The organism is Pelagirhabdus alkalitolerans, assembly GCF_900096905.1.
Lineage (GTDB): Bacteria > Bacillota > Bacilli > Bacillales > Amphibacillaceae > Pelagirhabdus > Pelagirhabdus alkalitolerans.
Genome location: NZ_FMYI01000005.1, coordinates 145,254 through 165,640, shown reverse-complemented (window position 1 = coordinate 165,640; position 20,387 = coordinate 145,254). Strand labels below are relative to the sequence as shown.

General features: G+C 36.9%; 19 protein-coding genes. 15 read left to right on the top strand and 4 right to left on the bottom strand.

All coding sequences use genetic code 11. The annotated features are described in order from the left end of the window. Positions 1 to 38: 38 nt before the first annotated feature. Positions 39 to 1,079 carry a zinc-binding dehydrogenase gene (locus BLR62_RS08115; RefSeq protein ID WP_090795661.1) on the top strand — a complete coding sequence of 347 codons (1,041 nt, stop codon included), beginning with the start codon at positions 39 to 41 and terminating at the stop codon, positions 1,077 to 1,079. A gap of 108 nt (positions 1,080 to 1,187) precedes the next feature. Here the strand turns inward: BLR62_RS08115 and BLR62_RS08110 are convergent, their stop codons facing one another. After that, positions 1,188 to 2,540 carry an MATE family efflux transporter gene (locus BLR62_RS08110; protein WP_090795658.1) on the bottom strand — a complete coding sequence of 451 codons (1,353 nt, stop codon included), beginning with the start codon at positions 2,538 to 2,540 and terminating at the stop codon, positions 1,188 to 1,190. Positions 2,541 to 2,634: 94 nt separating this feature from the next. Between BLR62_RS08110 and BLR62_RS08105 the strand changes: the two genes are divergently transcribed. The 11 genes from BLR62_RS08105 (at position 2,635) to BLR62_RS08055 (ending at position 11,357) form a co-directional block, all read left to right on the top strand. Beyond that, complete coding sequence (locus tag BLR62_RS08105) at positions 2,635 to 3,456, top strand: MerR family transcriptional regulator (protein ID WP_090795656.1); 822 nt, start codon at positions 2,635 to 2,637, stop codon at positions 3,454 to 3,456. A gap of 224 nt (positions 3,457 to 3,680) precedes the next feature. Further along, the gene (locus BLR62_RS08100) at positions 3,681 to 4,136 is read left to right on the top strand and encodes a hypothetical protein (protein ID WP_090795654.1); all 456 of its coding nucleotides are present in this window, start codon (positions 3,681 to 3,683) and stop codon (positions 4,134 to 4,136) included. A gap of 64 nt (positions 4,137 to 4,200) precedes the next feature. Continuing rightward, positions 4,201 to 4,725 (top strand): GrpB family protein, encoded by a 525-nt coding sequence (locus tag BLR62_RS08095; RefSeq protein ID WP_090795651.1) that lies wholly within the window; start codon positions 4,201 to 4,203, stop codon positions 4,723 to 4,725. 223 nt (positions 4,726 to 4,948) lie between these two features. Beyond that, positions 4,949 to 5,911 carry an ABC transporter ATP-binding protein gene (locus BLR62_RS08090; RefSeq protein WP_090795648.1) on the top strand — a complete coding sequence of 321 codons (963 nt, stop codon included), beginning with the start codon at positions 4,949 to 4,951 and terminating at the stop codon, positions 5,909 to 5,911. After that, entirely contained in the window at positions 5,908 to 6,870 is a 963-nt protein-coding gene (locus BLR62_RS08085) for an ABC transporter permease (RefSeq protein ID WP_090795646.1), read from the top strand. The genes BLR62_RS08090 and BLR62_RS08085 overlap by 4 nt, the downstream gene beginning before the upstream one ends. 154 nt (positions 6,871 to 7,024) lie before the next feature. Beyond that, complete coding sequence (locus BLR62_RS08080; protein ID WP_090795643.1) at positions 7,025 to 7,915, top strand: ROK family protein; 891 nt, start codon at positions 7,025 to 7,027, stop codon at positions 7,913 to 7,915. Between the two features lie 152 nt (positions 7,916 to 8,067). Then, positions 8,068 to 8,976, top strand: coding sequence for a prenyltransferase (locus BLR62_RS08075; protein WP_090795641.1), 909 nt, complete (start codon positions 8,068 to 8,070; stop codon positions 8,974 to 8,976). A 144-nt stretch (positions 8,977 to 9,120) separates the two neighbouring features. Further along, on the top strand, positions 9,121 to 9,492 hold the full coding sequence (locus BLR62_RS08070) for a GntR family transcriptional regulator (protein WP_090795639.1): 372 nt from the start codon (positions 9,121 to 9,123) through the stop codon (positions 9,490 to 9,492). A 5-nt stretch (positions 9,493 to 9,497) separates the two neighbouring features. Further along, entirely contained in the window at positions 9,498 to 10,361 is an 864-nt protein-coding gene (locus tag BLR62_RS08065; RefSeq protein ID WP_090795732.1) for an ABC transporter ATP-binding protein, read from the top strand. Beyond that, complete coding sequence (locus tag BLR62_RS08060) at positions 10,358 to 10,963, top strand: ABC-2 transporter permease (protein ID WP_090795638.1); 606 nt, start codon at positions 10,358 to 10,360, stop codon at positions 10,961 to 10,963. The genes BLR62_RS08065 and BLR62_RS08060 overlap by 4 nt, the downstream gene beginning before the upstream one ends. A 22-nt stretch (positions 10,964 to 10,985) precedes the next feature. Continuing rightward, the gene (locus BLR62_RS08055; RefSeq protein WP_090795634.1) at positions 10,986 to 11,357 is read left to right on the top strand and encodes an iron chaperone; all 372 of its coding nucleotides are present in this window, start codon (positions 10,986 to 10,988) and stop codon (positions 11,355 to 11,357) included. A gap of 88 nt (positions 11,358 to 11,445) precedes the next feature. On the opposite strand, the gene BLR62_RS08050 is transcribed toward BLR62_RS08055, so the two are convergent. After that, on the bottom strand, positions 11,446 to 12,204 hold the full coding sequence (locus BLR62_RS08050; protein WP_090795633.1) for a helix-turn-helix transcriptional regulator: 759 nt from the start codon (positions 12,202 to 12,204) through the stop codon (positions 11,446 to 11,448). A 106-nt stretch (positions 12,205 to 12,310) separates the two neighbouring features. On the opposite strand from BLR62_RS08050, the gene BLR62_RS08045 reads away from it, so the two are divergent. Next, the gene (locus BLR62_RS08045) at positions 12,311 to 14,236 is read left to right on the top strand and encodes a right-handed parallel beta-helix repeat-containing protein (protein ID WP_090795630.1); all 1,926 of its coding nucleotides are present in this window, start codon (positions 12,311 to 12,313) and stop codon (positions 14,234 to 14,236) included. 29 nt (positions 14,237 to 14,265) lie between these two features. On the opposite strand, the gene BLR62_RS08040 is transcribed toward BLR62_RS08045, so the two are convergent. Together BLR62_RS08040 and BLR62_RS08035 are read right to left on the bottom strand one after the other, a co-directional pair. Next, positions 14,266 to 15,174 (bottom strand): diacylglycerol/lipid kinase family protein, encoded by a 909-nt coding sequence (locus BLR62_RS08040; RefSeq protein WP_090795628.1) that lies wholly within the window; start codon positions 15,172 to 15,174, stop codon positions 14,266 to 14,268. Between the two features lie 24 nt (positions 15,175 to 15,198). After that, entirely contained in the window at positions 15,199 to 17,544 is a 2,346-nt protein-coding gene (locus BLR62_RS08035) for a sensor domain-containing protein (protein ID WP_218119768.1), read from the bottom strand. Between the two features lie 226 nt (positions 17,545 to 17,770). Between BLR62_RS08035 and BLR62_RS08030 the strand changes: the two genes are divergently transcribed. Beyond that, positions 17,771 to 18,145, top strand: coding sequence for an ArsR/SmtB family transcription factor (locus BLR62_RS08030; protein WP_090795623.1), 375 nt, complete (start codon positions 17,771 to 17,773; stop codon positions 18,143 to 18,145). Continuing rightward, positions 18,132 to 20,255: a heavy metal translocating P-type ATPase gene (locus BLR62_RS08025; RefSeq protein WP_090795620.1), complete on the top strand. Its 2,124-nt coding sequence runs from the start codon at positions 18,132 to 18,134 to the stop codon at positions 20,253 to 20,255. The genes BLR62_RS08030 and BLR62_RS08025 overlap by 14 nt, the downstream gene beginning before the upstream one ends. Positions 20,256 to 20,387 lie beyond the last annotated feature (132 nt).

Here is a 20,387-nt window from a genome sequence, read left to right as displayed (position 1 = left end):
TCATACTTATAGTGATCTTAAGAGTGGAGGCATGGTGTATGAAAGCAGTACAAGTAATGGGTTATGGAGATGTTGATCAGCTAAAAACGGTTGAAAAAGAAATCCCAGAACCAAAAGAAAATGAAGTTTTAATTAAAGTAAAGGCATGTTCGATTAACAATACAGAGATTTGGATGAGAGAAGGCGCTTATGGAACAGGCGGAAAGTCAGGATGGCGGCCTGAAGGTGTACAATTCCCTCGAGTGCCGGGGTCTGATATCACAGGAGAAGTGGTGAAATTAGGCTCATCGGTAGATGAATCGGTGCTTGGAAAAGATGTTGTTCTTTTCCCGTTTACATCAAGTGGAGAAGAAGGATTCGAGCATATATCTGAGGATATGTCGTTTATCGGTTCAGAGTATGACGGTGGTTATGCAGAATATGTCGTATGGCCAGCTCACCTTTGTTATGACATGCCGCTTCAAGACCATATTGAAAGTGCCGTTTTCAGCGTTAGTGGCCTTACAGCATGGCATATGGTAGAACAGCTTAACATTCAACCAGAAGAGACCGTGATGGTGACTGGGGCCAATGGTGGAGTCGGCTCATTAAATGTTCAAATTGCTTCTAAAGTATTTGGAGCTAAGGTGATTGCTATTGTCGGAGACTTGGCGTTAGAAGAGCCATTAAAAGAGCTCGGTGCGACACATGTATTATCTTACAAATCGCAGGACCTGGCTCAAGAGATAATTGAAAGAAATGAAGGTCCTATTGATTCGGTGTTAGATGTTGTTGGAGATGCTCTCTTTTCAACTTCTCTTCAAGTCCTTAAAAAAGGCGGTAAATTTTGCACGTCCGGATCTGCTGGTGGTCAGAAAACAGAGCTTGATTTTAGAACGTTGTATCTAAAGCACATTACACTGTTTGGTTCTGTATTAGGCACAAGAGAAGAATTCAAACGACTATTAAATGCTATTTCAAAAGAACAAATTAAACCAGTCATTGATCGAACCTTTCCGCTAGAAGAGGCTTCAGAAGCTCAACAATACTTTAAAAAAGCAGGTAAATTAGGTAAGGTTGTTTTATTACCTGGTGAATAAGCTATTTTTAAAAATGACTTAATATATCTAATGCTAAACACCTAAATGAATTAAATTCATTTAGGTGTTTAGTTCAATTGGAATATTTTATTCGGTTATACTAATGATCTAATAGTAATGATAGTTGGTTCGTTTTTTTCTAATGAAATAAATACTCATCAGAATAGATAAAAATTCTGAGACTGGGATCGATAACCATATACCAGTAACACCAAATAATTCTGGAAGGATGAGTAAACATATGAGTAAAAATAAAAATGTTCTCATAAAAGAAATTTTAGCGGATATTTTTCCGTTTGAAAGTGCTGTAAATAATCCAGAAGAAAAAATATTTCCTCCTGTGAATAAGTAGGCCACACTCCCATAACGCATACCTTGTACAGCAATATTATACACTTCAGTACCAGCCTCGCCGGTTAATAGCGCAATCCACTGGGGAGCAAAAATAAGTGTAATACCTGCCATAAGAATGGAAGTGATCGATACGAGTTCAATACTATTACGAAAAATACTTTTAATTCTTTGTGTATCTTTCCGACCGTATCCAAAACCAATTAATGGAGCTACTCCAATTATATAACCCTCAAATGCACCTACAAATAAATAAAAAATATAAAAGAAAACCGTAACTGCTGCTATTCCCTCCACACCAACATGACGCAACATCAAATAATTGATCGCCAATGTAGTAATAGCGCCTGCAGTTGATTGAACAAATTCTGAAGCACCATTACCCATCGATTCAATAATGACTTTTCCATCCCATGAAGGTTTCGTAAAATACAACTCTTTTTTATGTTTAGAGAAGAAATAAATAATCCCTACAATGACAGGAACTGAATAACCCAATCCAGAAGCAAAAGCAGCACCAGTTAATCCGAGATCTAAAAACACTAAAAAAACGTAGTCTAAAACTATATTTGTGACCCCGCCTAGTATAGAAGTCATTAACCCTATTTTAGGATTTCCTGCGGTCACAAAAAAAGTTAATAATACAAATTGAGTAACCATTACAGGCAAAAACGACATCGTAATACGTGCATAAGCAGATGTGTAATTATATAATTCTGCATTGTCAGTCGCTCCTAAAAAAGCCATCGTTTGATCAAAAAATATGTGGATCATCAAACTGAATAGGGCTCCTAGAGATAATGAAACTAAAAATATTAAGGTGAAATACTTTCGAGCTCTTTCTTTATCCCCTTCTCCGAGAGTGCGTGAAACGATAGCATTCCCTCCACTTGCCAGCATCAATCCAATGGCTGTTACAACTCCAAAAACAGGAAAAACCATGTTTAAAGCAGATAAGGCCGTTTGATCGACAAATCGCGCAATGAAGATACCATCGACAGCCATATATAAAGCGTTAAATAACATCATAAGTATAGTAGGTAACGCAAACAAAATTAATTCTCTTCTGTTATAAACGATATCTAAAGTTGATTTTTCTTCATTTTTCATTTTCCTTCTCCTTGTATGTCGTTTTGTTATTTGCTAGTCTATTTGCTACCATAAAGTATGGAGTTACTCTAGAGTCAATAAGGAGAATAAAAAAATGAACCAACCGTCACAATTATTATCTACAGGGGGATTTGCGAAATTAATGGGGATAAAGAAAGATACACTTCTTCATTATGATAAAATCGGTATTTTTCAACCGGAAATTCGCAAAAACAATGGATATCGCTATTATTCTATTTTTCAATCAGAGGCATTTTCCGTTATTCTTACGTTAAAAGAATTGAATATGTCTCTTAAGGCGATCAAGGATTTTACTGAACATCGTACGCCTCAAAACTTGACCGAATTATTAAACAGTCGTGAAAAGGATATAGACCAAAAAATAGAGATTTTACAAACAATGAAGTATGTTATTCAAGAGAAAAGAAAAACAACAGAACAAGGAATCCGAACCTCTAATTTCGATAAGGTTTCTATTGAAAAAAGAGCTTCTATCCCATTGTTAATAACGAAGACAAACAGAGGTATAGAAGACGAGAAAGCTTATGTTGACGCGGTATCAAAACATTATGACACGCTAAAAAATAATCAATTACCCCTACCCATTGTTCATGGCATGATTATGAACAAATGTTATGTAGAGAAAGGAAACTATTCTACCTATGACTCTTTCTATACACGCGTGCAGAGTAAGGAGCAAGCAAATTTCATATTGGAAGAAGGTAATTATTTAACTTGTATTCATAAAGGTCATTACGAAAAACTATCAATGGTGTATCAACGATTACTTGAATATGCAGAAAAGCACTTAATCGTTATAGATGACTTCTTTGTTGAAGAATATCTTATTGATGAACTTTCTGTTTCAGATGTTGATCAGCATCTTTGTAAAGTATCCATTCGTGTGTTGGAGTGAATGATCATAATCATTGGAGTTGTAATAGTGAGAAAAGTATAATCTAGTATTTATTTTTCCCTTCTTTATTTAACAGGCCCGTTTCCTCAATTCTAGTTTTAACATAATAGTGACTTAAGAAAACGATGGAATGCTGAAAAGGAAATTTATGTTATGATGGATTCACATGAAATTTTAACTAATTATAAAAGGCTTAAAGAAACTAATGGAAAGGATGAAGTGTGATGGATGAAGAAAAATGTAACACAGAGGAATTTAAGCGTCTGAAGAAGAAAAATCTATTTGAATATAATTTGATGATGTTAGGTTTTGTTGTTTTGATGGGGTTTCTTGTTTATGTCGATCAGGGTGCGCTTCTCACTATGGTGTTTCTAGTGGTCATGTGGACTATTTTAATTGTTTCGTTTTATACTTTAAAGACACAAAATCCAATCGGTACTAAAACAAATAGAACGGTTCAAAGATGTGAAAGACGTCGTGTGGGGGAAAAGAAGTGGTACCGAAAGAAATTAATTGTTTTTGTCATCCTTTTGATCGTAGTTGTACCGATCACGATTATGGTTTTTGTTAGAGGTATTCATACGTTTAACATAGATTATACCCTTGGTACTTTTCCATTTATCGGAGCGTGGATAGGGTATAACGTTGGAGAGACCACTAATATTAAGAGCTTAACATAACAGTGATCTAGTAACTTTACTCATACAAACGGATCAAAAAATGAATTAAGCATGAGGTGATCACTTGGCTAGAAAGGTTGAAGTCTGTTCGTATGACGATGAGTGGACTAAACGATTTGAAGACGAGGCGAAGGTACTTAAAAATATATTTAAGGATGAGTTAGTAGCTGTGCACCATATAGGAAGTACAGCTGTTCCGGGATTAAAGGCAAAGCCTATTATCGATTTGATGCCTGTTATAAGAAATATTGAACGGGTTGATTTATTTAATGAAGATATGGAAAGGGTCGGCTATGAGACCTTGGGTGAGAATGGTCTTGCCGGTCGGAGGTATTTTCAAAAAGGTGGTGAACAAAGGTCACATCACGTGCATGTCTATCAGTTTGGAAGTCCTGAGATTTATCGTCATATTGCTTTTCGTGATTATTTGTCTGCTCATCCGGAAATAAAAACGACTTATGGAGAGTTGAAAGAAAAACTTGCCAAACAGTTTCCTTATGATATTGAATCGTACATAGCTGGAAAGAACGACTTGGTAAGTGTAATTGAAGAAAAAGCGTGTCGATGGTTCTATGAAGAGAATGATTAGTTGCGGAGAAGGTGATGAATGTTAACACCTTCTTCTTTTGTATTTACTTGATATATTAATCAAATCATGATGAAAGACCTTAAATAAACGCAATAATATTAGGAAAATTAAGCCAATGATATAAGATGGTCTTATACACCCTTGAAAATTTATCTAGAAAATGGTAATTTATACAGGTTGCATGTCAGTCTAATTTAGTGAAGAGGTAAGGGGAGGATTAAGAATGAGTGAAGCGGTGTTAGACATACAATCGTTGAGAAAAACAGTACATAAAGGGAAGAACATTGTGGAAGATGTATCATTTAAGATGCATAAAGGTGAAATATTAGGTCTACTTGGACCAAATGGTGCTGGAAAAACCACAACGATTCGAATGATCGTCGGGTTAATCAAGCGTTCATCAGGTTCTGTAAGTATTAATGGAACCGATATGGATGAAGATAGTCAAACCTGTAAGCGACAAATAGGCGCTATTGTTGAAAATCCTGCATTTTATGATTATATGAGTGGTTGGAAAAATCTTCAGCAACATGCACGTATGGCTATTGACCCGGTTAGTGACGAAAGAATGCAAGACATTATAAAACTCGTTCAACTTGAAGATGCGATCCATGATAAAGTGAAAAAATATAGCCTTGGTATGAAGCAGCGACTCGGAGTGGCACAGGCTTTACTTCATCAGCCATCGATTTTAATATTAGATGAGCCAACTAACGGACTGGATCCAAAGGGGATTCGTGAATTACGCGATTATCTTCGTGAGCTTGCAGATCAGGGGATTTCAACATTGGTTTCCTCGCATTTGTTATCAGAAATGCAATTGATGTGTGATCGAGTTGTGATTATGGAAAAGGGGCGTCTTATTGATGAGACTGTCATTGGAGAGTTAGATCAATCAGATGAGCAAAAAGTTTGTATAGTTGCTTTTCAATGTCGTGTTGATCAAATACAAGAGGCAAAGGCATTAATTGAAGCTGACTCAGAAATAGAACTTCTACATATCGAGAAAGAACAAACGTTAGTATTAAAGCTGCATGAAGCAACCATTCCTGATGTAAACAAGAAGTTTGTAGAAGCGGGTATTGATATTTATGCGATTGAACGAAAGAAAACAACATTAGAAGAGAAATTCTTATCGCTTACAAATACGCGTAACATGACAGACATTAAGGAGGTGCAGTCATGATTACACTTATTCAAAATGAATGGATAAAACTATGGAGTAAAAAGCGAACTTGGATTTTTGCATTATTTATTTTGCTAATAACAATTGGTATCGCGTTTTTCTTTAAATCCGTTATATTCGATATGGACGCAGCTAATGATGAGAATTGGGAACAAGATTTAGAGGAAGAAATAGCTGTACAAGAAGAGATTATGGCCGATGAGGATGCAGATGAGTGGCAAGTTGAAAATGCACAAATGACGATTCAGCAAAATGAAGAAATGTTGGCTTCAGGTATTAATCCTAATAAAACGAACAATATGATCTTCCTTGAAGAAACATTTCCATTTCTAGCTTCGTTCATTACTTTGTTTTCTGTTATTGTCGCAAGTTCGATTGTTTCTTCTGAAATTGATGATGGTACGATGAAGCATTTGTTAATTAGACCTTATCCAAGGTGGAAATTCATTACGGCAAAATTGATAACGACTGTTGGTTTTTCCCTATCATTAATTGTGGTGTTATTAGTTAGTAATTTACTGATAGGTACGATACTACTTGGAACAGGCAGTTTAAGCACCGAGATCATGGTGAATAACTTTGAAACGACACCATATCTTTCTACTGTGGGCGAAGTGTTACCAGCACGCGTCGGTTTATACGTTCTGAATGTTCTGATGTTTATTATTATCTCCTTTTCTGTGTCTATATTGTTTAGAAGTCAGACACTTGCTGTTGGGATTGGGATATTTATTTTATTCGGTACAAATATTGCACAATCATTTAATGTGTTACTTGCGGATACGAGCTGGTATCAGTATATTTTCTTGCCACATCTCTCGCTACCTGAATATGCGATTAGAGATGAAATTTTACCGGGAGTGGGCTTAGCCTTCTCTATTATGGTTCTAAGTGTATATGCGCTTGTCTTTCTGGGCGCATGTTTTACGTATTTTCAACGAAAAGATTTTGCAGAATAATAGCCTTTTGGTTTAAGCACAAAGCTGAGGTTCCTATTTTGAAGGAATCTCAGCTTTTTAAATTCATACCTTTTAACTTAACAAAGTGATCCAAATACAGTATTCTTATAGTATGTTGGCGGTTTCAAAAAGATCGTACTTTAGGAGGGACAATATGAAGAGATATTTGGCCATTGATATAGGTGGAACATATGTGAAATATGGTTTAGTGACAGAAGAAGCGGCTATTCTTGAAAGTAGTAAAGAAAAAACACCACGTGATTTAGAAGCATTACTATCGTTGATTAAATCGATCTCACAACAATTTAGTAATTATGAAGGAATTGCAATGAGTGCACCTGGTGCGGTTGCGGATGAAGGCGTGATTTATGGTTATAGCGCCCTTCCTTATATTCACGGACCTAACATGAAAGAGCTTATTTCAGAACGGACAGGTGTTCCTGTATTTATTGAGAATGATGCCAATTGTGCAGGGTATGCTGAAGTGTGGAAAGGATCAGCCAAAGGTAAAAGTGATGTCTTAGTAATGGTAATCGGTACGGGTATCGGGGGAGCGATCATTAAAGATGGCCTTATTCATAAAGGTGCTCACTTACATGGTGGCGAATTTGGTTATATGCTACTTAATAATGATATTGGTCAAATTGAGGGTGTATGGAGTGAAACGGCTTCTACATATGCACTTGTAAAACATGTTGCAAAACAGAAGAATTTAGATCCAGATCACGTTTCAGGTGAAGAAGTTTTTCAATGGGCACAAGACGGTGATGAAGTGTCGATTAAAGCAATTGAGAGATTTTATAAACTGCTTGCACTTGGCATTTATAATTTACAATATGTATATGACCCGGAAGTTATTTTGGTAGGTGGCGGTATTAGTGCGCGAGACGATTTGATCGATCAGATTAATAAACGAATTGATCAAATTTTAGAGAAAGTTGAAGTGGCAAAGGTTAAACCAAAAATAGATATTTGTCACTTTAAACAAAACGCGAATTTACTCGGTGCTGTTCAAGGTTATCGTAAACGAATTGAAAACGTATGATTGTAAAAAGGTAACGGTGATATGTAATCGTTACCTTTTTATTTTTGGAAAATTTCGATGCAAAAGTTATGCATTAGAATTCAAGATGTGGTAAAGTTAAAACCTAGTTATATACTGTGATTTAGCATAAACATCAATCAGGGGGAAAAGGGATGGATACTTTAAAAACTTGGATCAAGGCATCACGATTGCCGTCTTTAACATTTATTTACCCAAGCTTATGGTTAGGGCAAGCTATGTTTGTCGATCAATACGATGCATTTTATGGATCAGCATTTATTATTTTAATGCTTTATGGTTTGTTTATGGCGACGACGATTGTGTATGCGAATGATTATGCAGATTTCGAAACAGATCAATTAAATGATACATATACACCGTTTACAGGTGGTTCGCGTGTGTTAGTTGAAAAAGAGTTGAATAAAACTGAGTTATTTATCGGTGCTATGGTGATGGCTACTTTATCAATGGTTGTAGGCCTTTATTTTTCAATCGTTCAGTCAAATGGTTTCATTCTCTTATTCGTTGTTATTGGTTTATTAATCTTTCAGGCTTATAGTTTTTACCCAATTCGTCTGTCGTACAGAGGATACGGTGAGACGTTGCAAATGCTAGGGGTTGGACTGATCTTACCTTTAGTTGGCTTTACCGCTCAAGGTGGTGACTTGGCGCAGTTTTCATGGGTCACAGCTTTAATCTTATTACCATCTCAACTTGCGATGGCATTATCGACTTCTTTACCGGATGAGCCATCTGATCGTAAAAGTAACAAAATGACAACGGTTGTTAACTTAGGGAACAAGTGGTCGAAGCGTCTTGTTGTTGGACTATACCTCATTTCTTTTGTGCTCGTTATGTTTTATTTAAGTACAGCGACCGCAATGGTCTCGAGTGTCATATTCGCGATCTTGATGATCAGTTTATTGATTGTACTTACCTACTTAATGTTACGTTATGAAACAACACCAGGAACAAATAGTTTATTGTTATTCGTCGCACTGTCAATCTTGACGAATACGGTAAATGTCATCGGAGCAATTGCACTAATTGTATTTGGTTAAATGATCATCATATTATACCTCAGCCTGTTTGATCAGGTTGGGGTATTTTTTGTTTATAAATGTTATTTTGCATTAATAGGTTGCAAAAAAAACAAAGGTGTGTATACTGTATATATATAGTATATACAGTTAAGAGGGATTAGCATGCAAATCATTGTGTCGAACCGTTCAAAGGATCCAATTTATGAGCAGATTATTAAGCAAGTTAAATCACTTATTTTGTCTAGTGAATTACAAGAAGGTGAGATGTTGCCGTCGATACGTCAACTCGCAAGAGATTTACAAGTTAGTGTAATTACAACGAAAAGAGCTTATGAAGAGCTTGAAAATGATGGTTTTATTTATTCAGTTGCTGGGAAGGGTTCGTTTGTATCAGAACAAAACTTGGAGTTAATTAAAGAAAAGAAACAGAAGGCGATTGAAGATCAGATGAAAGCGATCATTACGAATAGTCGAGAAATTGGGCTATCGCTTGAGGACCTTCAAGAATTATTAAAGATTTTGTATGAGGAGTGATGATGGTGGAACATGTAATTGAATTAAAAAATGTAACAAAAACGTTTAAGAATTTTTCGATTGATTCCTTGGATCTTAAAGTTAAGCAAGGGTTTATTACGGGTTTTATTGGTGCAAATGGTGCTGGGAAGTCAACGACAATCAAGATGCTTATGAACTTGCTAAAACCAGATTCTGGTGAAGTTAAGATGTTCGGGTTGGATTATAAAACGCACGAGAAAGAAATCAAAGAGCGAATAGGATTTGTGTATGATCGTAATGTGTTCTATGAGGGCTTGAATCTAAAAGATATTAAGCGTGTTGTTGGACCGGCATATAAACGTTGGGATGATGATTTATTTCATCATTATGTTGACCAATTCGAATTACCTTTAAATAAACCGATCAAAACCTTCTCTAAAGGAATGCAGATGAAGGCATCACTGGCAATTGCGTTATCTCATCAAGCAGAACTGATTATTATGGATGAGCCAACAGCGGGATTAGACCCAGTTTTCAAGCGAGATTTACTAGATTTATTACAAGAAATCATGGTTGAGGGTAATCGAACTATATTTTTCTCGACGCACCACACTTCAGATCTCGATCGAATTGCTGATTACATAACGTTCTTACAAAGTGGTGAACTGGTGTTTAATCAATCAATTCATGAACTAAGTGATACGTTTGGACTTGTAAAAGGCAAAACAGAATTACTCGATCGTGACACAAAACAAGCCTTTATCCACTTACGCAAAACGAATGCTGGATTTGAAGCGTTGACATCAGATATTAAACAAGTGAAGCAAATATTTGGTGAATCAGTTTTAATTGAAAATCCATCTTTAGAAGATATTATGTATTATGTCAAAAGGGGGAGTAGAGAATGATAAATTTAATTAGACGTGATGCGATTATACAGAAAATGTTGCTGCTTGGTTTTATACCATTTGTTGCTTTCTTTATCATAATGGATTCACATCCAGCTCTAACGGTTTTAGTGGCTTGTATATATATTCCGTTTAATGCGTTCTCTTATGATGAAAAAGCAGAGACAAATATACTGTTAAATTCATTACCTTATACCCGAACAGAAATTATTGCAGCACGTTATTTAGGATCGATTGTTTATGCGGTCATATCCATTGGTATCGTGACAATAGCGTTTTTAATGTTTAATGTATCGTTTTCTTTAACAGATATGGCAATAGGTGTGAGTTTGTTTTTAGTGTTTTCGGGATTAGCCTTCCCGCTCTATTATATTATCAAACAGGGGTATATAACGACTGTGATTATGATTGTATTTATTCTTTCGGTTGGTTTTTTGCCACCATTCTTGTCATTTTTGGCGGATCACTTTGATGAGATAACAGCTTGGATTTTTCAATTCTCAGAACCGACATTATATATTTCTGCCGCTATCTTATCCCTCATAATCTATATGATTTCGTGGAGTGTGACAACATTTATTTATCAAAGAAAGGCATTTTAACGTAAAAAGGAGAGAGATAACTATGAATACTGTTTATGATTTTCTTGAAACGATTGAAGATGACGTGCAACAAAAAAGAGTTAAAGAGGTTCTAGATTGGATTACAAGGAATTATCCCAAATTGGAGTTAACAATTAAATGGAATCAACCGATGTTTTTAGATCACGGAACGTTTATCATTGGGTTCAGTGTAGCTAAAAAACATTTGGCAATTGCACCTGAGCCTCAGGCAATTAATGAGCTAGAAGATAAAATTACAAGAGCAGGATATGAGTATACAAAGCAGTTAATTCGCATGCCTTGGAAAGATTCGGTTGATTATGAACTACTTCAAACAATTATTGATTTTAATATTCAAGATAAGGCGGATTGCACCACCTTTTGGCGAAAATGATTTTGAAGACGCTTATTGACGAACGGACAAAGAAGCAGGTACTCATCTTTTGAGTACCTGCTTTTTAAATAGGGCTTAATCACTTGGCTCAGACAATATGTGTCCTATAGGCTTTGGGCGATTGTTGGGTGATTTTTTTGAAATTACGATGAAAAGATCGTAATGTTTGATAACCACACTGGTCAGCAATTTGTCCAACTGAAAGAGACGTATTTTTAAGTAAGTAGCGTGCATGTGCGATTCTGTAATAATTGACATAATGAGTAAAAGGCATTTGTGTAAACTGTGAAAATAACTTCGATAAATACGCATAATCGTACTGAAGGGATTGGCTGGCCCCTTTTAACGTACAAGTTGTTGTGTAATGTTGATCGATATAACTAAACAATTGTAGTAGTACTTGTTTTTTTGTTGATGAGTGAACGTTTGAAAATGTTGATTGAGAAATGAGTCGATCACATATAGCATACAGTAAGCTTTTTTGCTGATAATGAGTGGTTATTTCTTCTAATGGCCAACTCTCGGACCATGTAAAGATCGGCTGATCAGGAATCAAATGCTGGTAATCCATCGCAAAATCACCAATTAATTCTGGTGAGAAAATTAGAATACTCATTTCTGTATGTTGTTCAGCATGAAACCCGTGGAGTTGATGGCTGAAGATAAACGCACACTCATTCGGTAAGAGTGTATAGGCATGGTCATCAATCGCTAGATGCAATTTTCCTTGGCGAACGATGATGAGTTCAAATGCTTTATGAAAGTGGAGCGGGAATTCCGTGCGTGTTAAGTTAAAGTGATGAAACATATGATCGCTTTCTGTTCCGTAATGTTCAAAAAATGCCATGATGGTCTCCTTTTTAACACAAATATTGTCTTAAATTATACAATAAAAGGGGTAGAAATTGAAAGCGATTTCTAGTTAGACTAATCATATAAAAGGAGGAATTTAAATGACATTTACATATCATGTGTCTAAGCATGGATCGGATCAAAGTGAAGGAACGAAAGAACATCCGTTTTTAACGATCAATAAAGCAGCATCAAAAGCAGAAGCGGGTGATACGGTCATCGTTCATGAAGGTGAATACAGAGAATGGGTAAAGCCACAACATAAAGGATTGAGTGATAAACGCCGCATCACTTATACAGCTGCTGAGGATGAGCATGTTGTCATCAAAGGATCTGAGCGCATCACGAATTGGCAACAAGTTGAAGGAGCGATTTGGTCAGTTAAAATACCTAATGCTTTCTTTGGTGATTACAATCCATTTGAGAAAGAAGTGTTCGGTGATTGGCTAGCCGCACCAGAAGTGAAACATTTAGGTGATGTTTATTTAAATGGTATGTCATTTTATGAAGTGACAACATTTGATAAGTTAAAGGATCTGAAAAAGAGAACTGAAATCATCGATGATTGGACAGGAAAAACAGTGCCCGTCAAAAATCCTTATCAAACGTTATATGGCTGGTATGCTGAAGTGACGCCTAAAGAAACGACGATTTATGCCAATTTTCAAGAAGCAAATCCAAATACTGAGGTCGTCGAAATTAATGTGAGAAAAGCTTGTTTTTATCCAGATCAAACAGGTATCGATTATATTACAGTTAGAGGATTTGAGATGGCTCATGCAGCGACACCTTGGACGCCACCTACAGCAGATCAACCAGGGTTAATTGGAGCGAACTGGAGTAAGGGGTGGATTATTGAAGACAATGTGATCCACGATTCCAAGTGCAGTGCGATCAGTATTGGAAAAGAAATTTCAACTGGGCATCATAAACGTTCCATTCGCAAAGATAAACCAGGTTATCAGTATCAGTTAGAGTCTGTTTTTGATGCAAGTCGTAAAGGGTGGAAGAAAGAGTTAGTCGGCTCTCACGTGATTCGTCGCAATACCATTTATGATTGTGGTCAAAATGCGATTGTCGGTCACTTAGGTTGTGTGTTTAGTGAGATTTATGACAATCACATTTATAATATTGCTTTAAAACGTGAATTTTATGGTTTTGAGATTGCCGGTATTAAATTACATGCGGCGATTGATGTTCAAATCAAAAGAAACCGTATCCACGATTGTTCATTAGGGATTTGGTTAGATTGGCAAACACAAGGTACACGCTTAACTCAAAATATTTTGTATCAAAACAGCCGTGATTTATTTATTGAAGTGAGCCATGGTCCATATACAGTTGATCATAATATTTTGGCATCTGAGTATGCGATGGACAATTTCGCACAAGGTGGTGCCTATATCAATAACTTAATCTGCGGACAGATGAAGCATCAAGATGTACGAGACCGATCGACGCCTTATCATTTACCACATAGTACCGAAGTGGCTGGCTTTGCACTTGTTTATGGTGGCGATGATCGTTTCTATCAAAATATTTTTGTCGGAAAAGACGGTTTAGATGATGTCGGTACATCTCATTATGATGGCTATACGACATCTCTTGAAGACTATATTAATACAGTTGAAGAAGTGCCAGGAGATGTTGAACGTTATGCAGATATTAATCAACCGGCTTATGTTGATCATAATGTTTATTTAAATGGGGCGAAAGGATTTGATCGTGAAGCCAATCCATTTGAAATGGGAGCATTTGATCCAAATGTAGAAGTGACAGAAGAGGAAGATGGCGTTTATCTATCATTAGATTTACCTGATGGATTTAGTCAATTGAAGAGTCCGGTTCATAGTACGGATACGTTAACGCGCGTGCGTATTGTTGATAGTGAATTCGAAAATCCTGATGGCACGAAAATGGTTCTAGATGTGGATTTATTAAATGCAAGAAAAGATAATGAGACACTTTCAGGCCCTATCCAAGTATTAAAAGAAGGAAAGAATCGCATAAAAGTATGGTCTAACTAATAAATAGATACAGCTTGCGTAAGAAGAGATTAAGTCTTCTTCGCAAGCTGTATTTTTTTAGGTTGAATTTGATAATGAACCGGTGTATGACGTGTTATGTAGTAAGTTTCGCCATCGGCATGAGCCACCTGATTGTTTCCGGTTTGAACCGTTAGCTGTTTGACTTGCATTTGTGAAACAGCAGCGTTACGAGTGTGTGCGCCTTTGTAGACAAGCCAAAAAAGGTATAGAAACGACCTGCGTTTTAGGTGTTGAACGATTGTGATCGTTAACGTACCGTCATGACCGTTAGCCTGTGGTGCGATTTTCATCCCGCCTCCAAAGAATGGTTGGTTACTAGCGGTTAAAAACCAAACGTTTGTAAAAGATGCTTCATGGTCTTCTGTCATCAGTTTAAGGTCAAAGGGTTCAAATGTACGTAACGTTTTAAAGACGTGATAGATGTAGATGAGTTTACCTAACTTAAGCCTATTTAGGTAAGTCTTGTGTGTCGATTGATTGATGCTTTGGCAAACCGCCGCATCAAATCCAATCCCACTATTATTAATAAATAATCGTTGCTGTTTAGTCGATTGATACACGCCTAAATCTGCTTTAACCGTTTTTGGTTTTCTTTTCATGAATGTTTCTAATTGTCGAGCTGTTTTAAAGGTATGAAAGTGACGGCCAAAATCATTCCCAGATCCATTTCGAATAACACCAAGCACAAGCTGGTGTTGCTTCATGCCATTGATCACTTCATGGATCGTTCCGTCACCTCCAACAACAATGACCACGTTGATTAATCCTTCATCCAAAAGGTGTTGAATGATCTTTGTTGCATGCTTAGGATAGTGTGTGATATAGGTTCGATAAGGGATTGTTAATTTTTTCTTAAATCGTTTGAATGCTGTTAATCCTTTACCGGATGCAGGATTGACAATGAAAGCTAGATTCATAGATTAGCACGCCTTTTAATAAAATTATAATGCGTCATTCCAAGCTTTAAACCATGTCTCAAATGCATCTGCAGGTACAGGTTTACTATAATAGTAGCCTTGTGCAAGATCACAACCATGGTCTTTTAAAAACTGTAACTCTTCTTCTGTCTCACAACCTTCAGCAATCGTTTTAAGCCCAAGGTTAGATGCAAGCATAATAATCGTCTTCACAATACTCTGGTCTTTTTCATCAGTCGTAATATCACGGACAAAAGATTGGTCAATTTTCAAATAATCGATCGGGAATTCTTTTAAATAGTGTAAGGAGCTATAGCCTGTTCCAAAGTCATCAATCGCAATTTGAACGCCAATGTCTTTAAGTTTTTTCAATATTTCCAGAACAAGTGTTGTGTTTGAAGCGACCGATTCGGTAATTTCAATTTCTAAATATCTGGGGTCAATCTGTGTTTTTTCAATCGTTGTTTTTAAGTGCTCTAAGAAATTTGTATGATAAAACTGACGGATCGAGACATTGACCGATATCGGATAAAGATCTAAGCCTTTTTGTTTCCAAATCGCAATTTGCTGACAAGCTGTTTCAATGACCCATTCGCCAATGTCAACAATTAAACCATTTTCCTCAGCCATTGGAATAAAATCACCCGGTGATACAAAACCTAGTTTATCGCTATGCCAACGAATCAATGCCTCTAAACCTTTAACTTCTTCAGTTTCAAGTGATAGTTGAGGTTGATAGTAGAGTGAGAATTCATTTTTTTCAACGGCATTTAATAGGTGCGATTCTATATTAAAGTATTGCTCGTGATGTTCCTTAATTTGTGAATGAAACAGTTGATATTGGTTTTTTCCATTTTGCTTAGCTAGGCGAACCGCTGCATCAGCTCTTCTCACTAATGTATCTGTATCGCTGCCATCTGTTGGGAAAAAACTAATGCCGATACTTACAGGGGTTAAAAATTCAACATCACTACTTAGTTGAAGGGGGGTTCTGAAAGCTTGAACAATTTCTTGAGCCCATCCTTTCACCTCATCAACTGTCGTTGGATTAAATGTAGCGATAAACTCATCACCACTATAACGAAATAAATTGGCATGACGGGGCAGAAGTGATTTAAGTCGATGAGCCGTTTGAATAAGCACATCATTCCCAACCGTGTGTCCTAGTGCTTCATTAATCGATTTGAAGCGATCCAAGTCAATAAACATAACGGCAAACGATTTGCTACCTTGTTCAATGAACTTGTCGACATGGCGATGAAAACTATAATGGTTTGGTAGGTTAGTTAAGTAATCGGTATAAGCCATTTGATTTAATTGGTTCATAAGTCGTTTTTTATCGCTTATATCCTTTGCGATACAGTGAATACCGGTGATAGTACCATTAATCATGATCGGAACTAACGTGACATGTAAATGGAATAATTGTTTTTCGTCATTAATAACGACCGTTTCATACTGCGTCGCTTGCCCTGTTATCGCATTGTTAAAATGTTCTTCCGTATGGTCATAATAATCTGTGCTTATATAAGGGAAGAACGATGTGCCGATAAGTTGATCGGCATCTGTTTGAAACATGTCTTGTGTTACTTTATTAATACTGGTGAAACGCCCCTCTAAATCAACAGACATAATCATATCAATGTTATTGTCATAGATTGAGCGATAGCGTTGTTCACTTTCTTGTAGTTGCTTTTGTATGGCGTTCGTTTGTGTAATGTCTCGTCCGATACCGATGACACCTGTGACCTGTTGATCTTCAATAATCGGTACAGCTGTAATGTGTAAAGTTCGAATAAATCGTTCTTTGGTTCGTACTCGAAGTGTAAAATCAACAACTTGTTGATTTAAGACATCATAAAAGTAGGGTTGCGTAAAATGTAAATCTTCTTCAATAACGATATCTGTATATTGAAGCTTATAAAGCTCTTCTTTTGCATAACCTAATAATTTTTCGCCTTCAGGATTGACGTTGATAAAGTATCCGCTTGGATTTAATGTGAAAATAAGTTCAGGATGGTGTTCGAATAATGATTTCAATTGTCGGTCTAATTGCCCTAGCTTTTTTTCAGTTGTTTGTTGTTTGGTCAGGTCATAAAACTGAACGAGATGAAAATTTTTTGATGGTTCTATCTCAAGTATTTGTTTGTGAACTGAAATGGGACTGGGTTTAGAAGTCATTAAAAAAGAATCTTGATTAAGAACAGTCGACAAAGCAAGGCCTTTTAAATTTTTTTCTTTATCTAAGTATTTTAAAACTAAGTCGTTATAAGCGATAATGATATCTTGATCTGATGTGATGAACGAGGGAATGGGTAAATCGTTCACTAAATGTTGAATTGTATCAAGCGTTAATCGGCTTGTTTCCACGGTCATCCCCACACTTTCTTCCAGTTAATTTCTTGAATAAGATAGTCACATTTTATCACTTTATTGTATGAAAAGCATTACATCTTTGTCACAAAATAGCCTAAATTGTCAAAACTAACGTCATATTCAAATCAATATTTGAATAAGTCTTGCTACACATTCAAACGTGCATTAGAATGATAATATAATCAAACGGGTGTTTGAATGAAAAAGGAGATGTGTGCTGATGGTTCAAGATAAAGAAACATGCGACATATTTCAGTTTGATGAGGAGAAAGTGGGCCGGTTGAAACCCCTTGTCGAATCAGAGGATTTGAAGACTGTATCGGGTATGTTTAAAGTGTTGAGTGATGAAACCCGTCTGAAAATCATTTACTGTTTATCACAAGAAGAGCGTTTATGTGTGTGTGATGTGGCCCATATTATTGGAGCATCAACAGCTACAGCCTCACATCATTTACGTCAGTTACGTAAAATGGGATTAGCTAAAAGTAAAAAAGAAGGCAAGTTAAATTTTTATTCTTTAGATGATGAGCATGTGAACACGTTAATTACAATTGGTGTGATTCATGCTAGAGAGGTGAAGGATCGTGACGAATGAAGAAAAAAAGACCTATCAAATAGAAGGTTTTTCGTGTGCGAATTGTGCGGGAACATTTGAAAAAAACGTGCAACACTTACCAGGTGTTAAAGAAGCACATGTTAATTTCGGTGCGTCAAAGTTAACGATTGAAGGGGAGGCCTCGGTTGAGGAGTTAGAAAAAGCGGGAGCGTTTGAGAATTTGAAAGTGGTGACGGACTCTTCTGATCAAGACGCTAAACAAACAGAGCGCGTACCGTTTTATAAACGCTACCAATCCTTACTGTTTGCTACAGCTTTACTTTTGATCGGAATTGTTTCCTTTTTTATTAATGGTGAGACGAATGTTGTGACGGTGTTATTATTTGTCACATCGATTCTTGTGTCTGGATTGGATTTATTAAAGGCGGGCTTGATTAATTTACGACACCTTACGTTTGATATGAAAACGTTAATGACCGTTGCTGTAATAGGCGGTTCAATCATTGGTGAATGGATGGAAATTGCGATTGTTGTAATATTGTTTGCCTTAAGTGAGGAGTTAGAACGCTTTTCGATGGACCAGGCACGTCAATCTATTCGTTCGTTAATGGACATTGCACCGAATCAAGCTTTAATAAGGCGAAATGGTTCAGAGCAGCTTGTGAATGTAAAAGATATTCAAGTCGATGACGTGATGATCGTCAAACCTGGTAGCAAAATAGCGATGGATGGGATCGTAGAAAAGGGAGTATCTGCTGTTAATCAAGCGGCGATTACAGGTGAATCGATCCCGGTTGAAAAAACAAAAGATAGTCAGGTGTTTGCAGGAACATTAAATGAAGAAGGGCTTTTAGAAGTGCGTGTAACCAAACGATCAGAGGATACAACCATTTCAAAAATCATTCATCTTGTTGAAGAAGCCCAAGCGGAACGAGCACCGGCACAAGCATTTATCGATCTTTTTGCGAAGTATTATACACCAGCAATAATGGTAATCGCTTTTTTAGTAGCGTTATTGCCTCCGTTAGTATGGGGATTGAATGCTGAAGCGTGGTTATACCAAGGATTAGCGGTTCTTGTCGTAGGATGTCCTTGTGCACTTGTTGTCTCTACCCCGATCTCGATCGTTTCAGCGATTGGCAATGCGGCGAAAAAGGGTGTTTTAATAAAGGGTGGGGTTTATTTAGAAGCCATGTCAGGTTTGAACGCGATTGCTTTTGATAAAACGGGTACGCTAACAGAAGGTATTCCTGTCGTGACCGATTATCATGTTTTAACCGATGAGCAATCAGAAGATGAGACGTTTGATATTATGGCCTCACTTGAAGATGTGTCACAACACCCATTGGCAGGTGCCATTTTAAATGAAGCTACTAATCGTCACTTTACGAAACGAGAGGTTGAAAGATTTCAATCATTGACTGGGAAAGGAATACGAGGGATAGTTGAAGGTCGTGAATACTATGTAGGAAATGTGAAATTATTTAAAGATGATTTAGGTCAAATAATTAATCCAGATTTAGAGAGAATGATTATAGAACGGCAAGATGAAGGTAAAACAGTTATGTTGTTTGGTACTTCAACTGAAATGATCGCACTTGTAGCGGTAGCAGATCGTATCCGAGAATCGAGTGCAGATACGATTAAAAAGCTTCATGCATTAGGAATTGATCAGACGATTATGCTCACTGGTGATGTAGACCGAACAGCGCAAGAGATTGGCTCTCAAGTCGGCGTGACGCAAGTAGCCTCAGAGCTTATGCCAGATGATAAGTTAAAACGAATTAAGGAATTAAAAGAACGTTATCAAACAGTAGGGATGCTCGGTGATGGTGTGAACGATGCACCCGCATTGGCTGCATCTACAGTTGGTATAGCCATGGGTGGTGCTGGGACGGATACGGCACTTGAGACTGCTGATGTAGCGCTGATGGCAGATGATTTATCAAAATTACCGTTTACGATTAAACTCTCACGCAAAGCGCTTCGGATTATAAAAGCAAATATTACGTTCGCTTTACTGATTAAACTAGCAGCGCTTCTATTAGTCGTACCGGGCTGGCTAACGCTGTGGATTGCGATTTTATCTGATATGGGTGCGACACTACTCGTTTCACTTAATAGCATGCGATTAATGCGTATGAAATAGTGAGTCTACAGACCTGTTTCGCGCGCAGATTTGATATTTCGCGCGCAAATCGAAAATATCGCGCGCAAAAATAAAATATCGCGCGCAAATCAAAATTTTCGCGCACAAAAATAAGCGAGCTGTCCATTTGAG

Excerpts from the sequence above, each read along its gene's own strand:
- BLR62_RS08080 (WP_090795643.1), top strand. The coding sequence starts at position 7,025 with ATGAAGAGATATTTGGCCATTGATATAGGTGGAACATATGTGAAATAT.
- BLR62_RS08045 (WP_090795630.1), top strand. The coding sequence starts at position 12,311 with ATGACATTTACATATCATGTGTCTAAGCATGGATCGGATCAAAGTGAA.
- BLR62_RS08090 (WP_090795648.1), top strand. The coding sequence starts at position 4,949 with ATGAGTGAAGCGGTGTTAGACATACAATCGTTGAGAAAAACAGTACAT.
- BLR62_RS08055 (WP_090795634.1), top strand. The coding sequence starts at position 10,986 with ATGAATACTGTTTATGATTTTCTTGAAACGATTGAAGATGACGTGCAA.
- BLR62_RS08105 (WP_090795656.1), top strand. The coding sequence starts at position 2,635 with ATGAACCAACCGTCACAATTATTATCTACAGGGGGATTTGCGAAATTA.
- BLR62_RS08100 (WP_090795654.1), top strand. The coding sequence starts at position 3,681 with ATGGATGAAGAAAAATGTAACACAGAGGAATTTAAGCGTCTGAAGAAG.
- BLR62_RS08075 (WP_090795641.1), top strand. The coding sequence starts at position 8,068 with ATGGATACTTTAAAAACTTGGATCAAGGCATCACGATTGCCGTCTTTA.
- BLR62_RS08050 (WP_090795633.1), bottom strand. The coding sequence starts at position 12,204 with ATGGCATTTTTTGAACATTACGGAACAGAAAGCGATCATATGTTTCAT.
- BLR62_RS08085 (WP_090795646.1), top strand. The coding sequence starts at position 5,908 with ATGATTACACTTATTCAAAATGAATGGATAAAACTATGGAGTAAAAAG.
- BLR62_RS08070 (WP_090795639.1), top strand. The coding sequence starts at position 9,121 with ATGCAAATCATTGTGTCGAACCGTTCAAAGGATCCAATTTATGAGCAG.
- BLR62_RS08030 (WP_090795623.1), top strand. The coding sequence starts at position 17,771 with ATGGTTCAAGATAAAGAAACATGCGACATATTTCAGTTTGATGAGGAG.
- BLR62_RS08115 (WP_090795661.1), top strand. The coding sequence starts at position 39 with ATGAAAGCAGTACAAGTAATGGGTTATGGAGATGTTGATCAGCTAAAA.
- BLR62_RS08040 (WP_090795628.1), bottom strand. The coding sequence starts at position 15,174 with ATGAATCTAGCTTTCATTGTCAATCCTGCATCCGGTAAAGGATTAACA.
- BLR62_RS08060 (WP_090795638.1), top strand. The coding sequence starts at position 10,358 with ATGATAAATTTAATTAGACGTGATGCGATTATACAGAAAATGTTGCTG.
- BLR62_RS08110 (WP_090795658.1), bottom strand. The coding sequence starts at position 2,540 with ATGAAAAATGAAGAAAAATCAACTTTAGATATCGTTTATAACAGAAGA.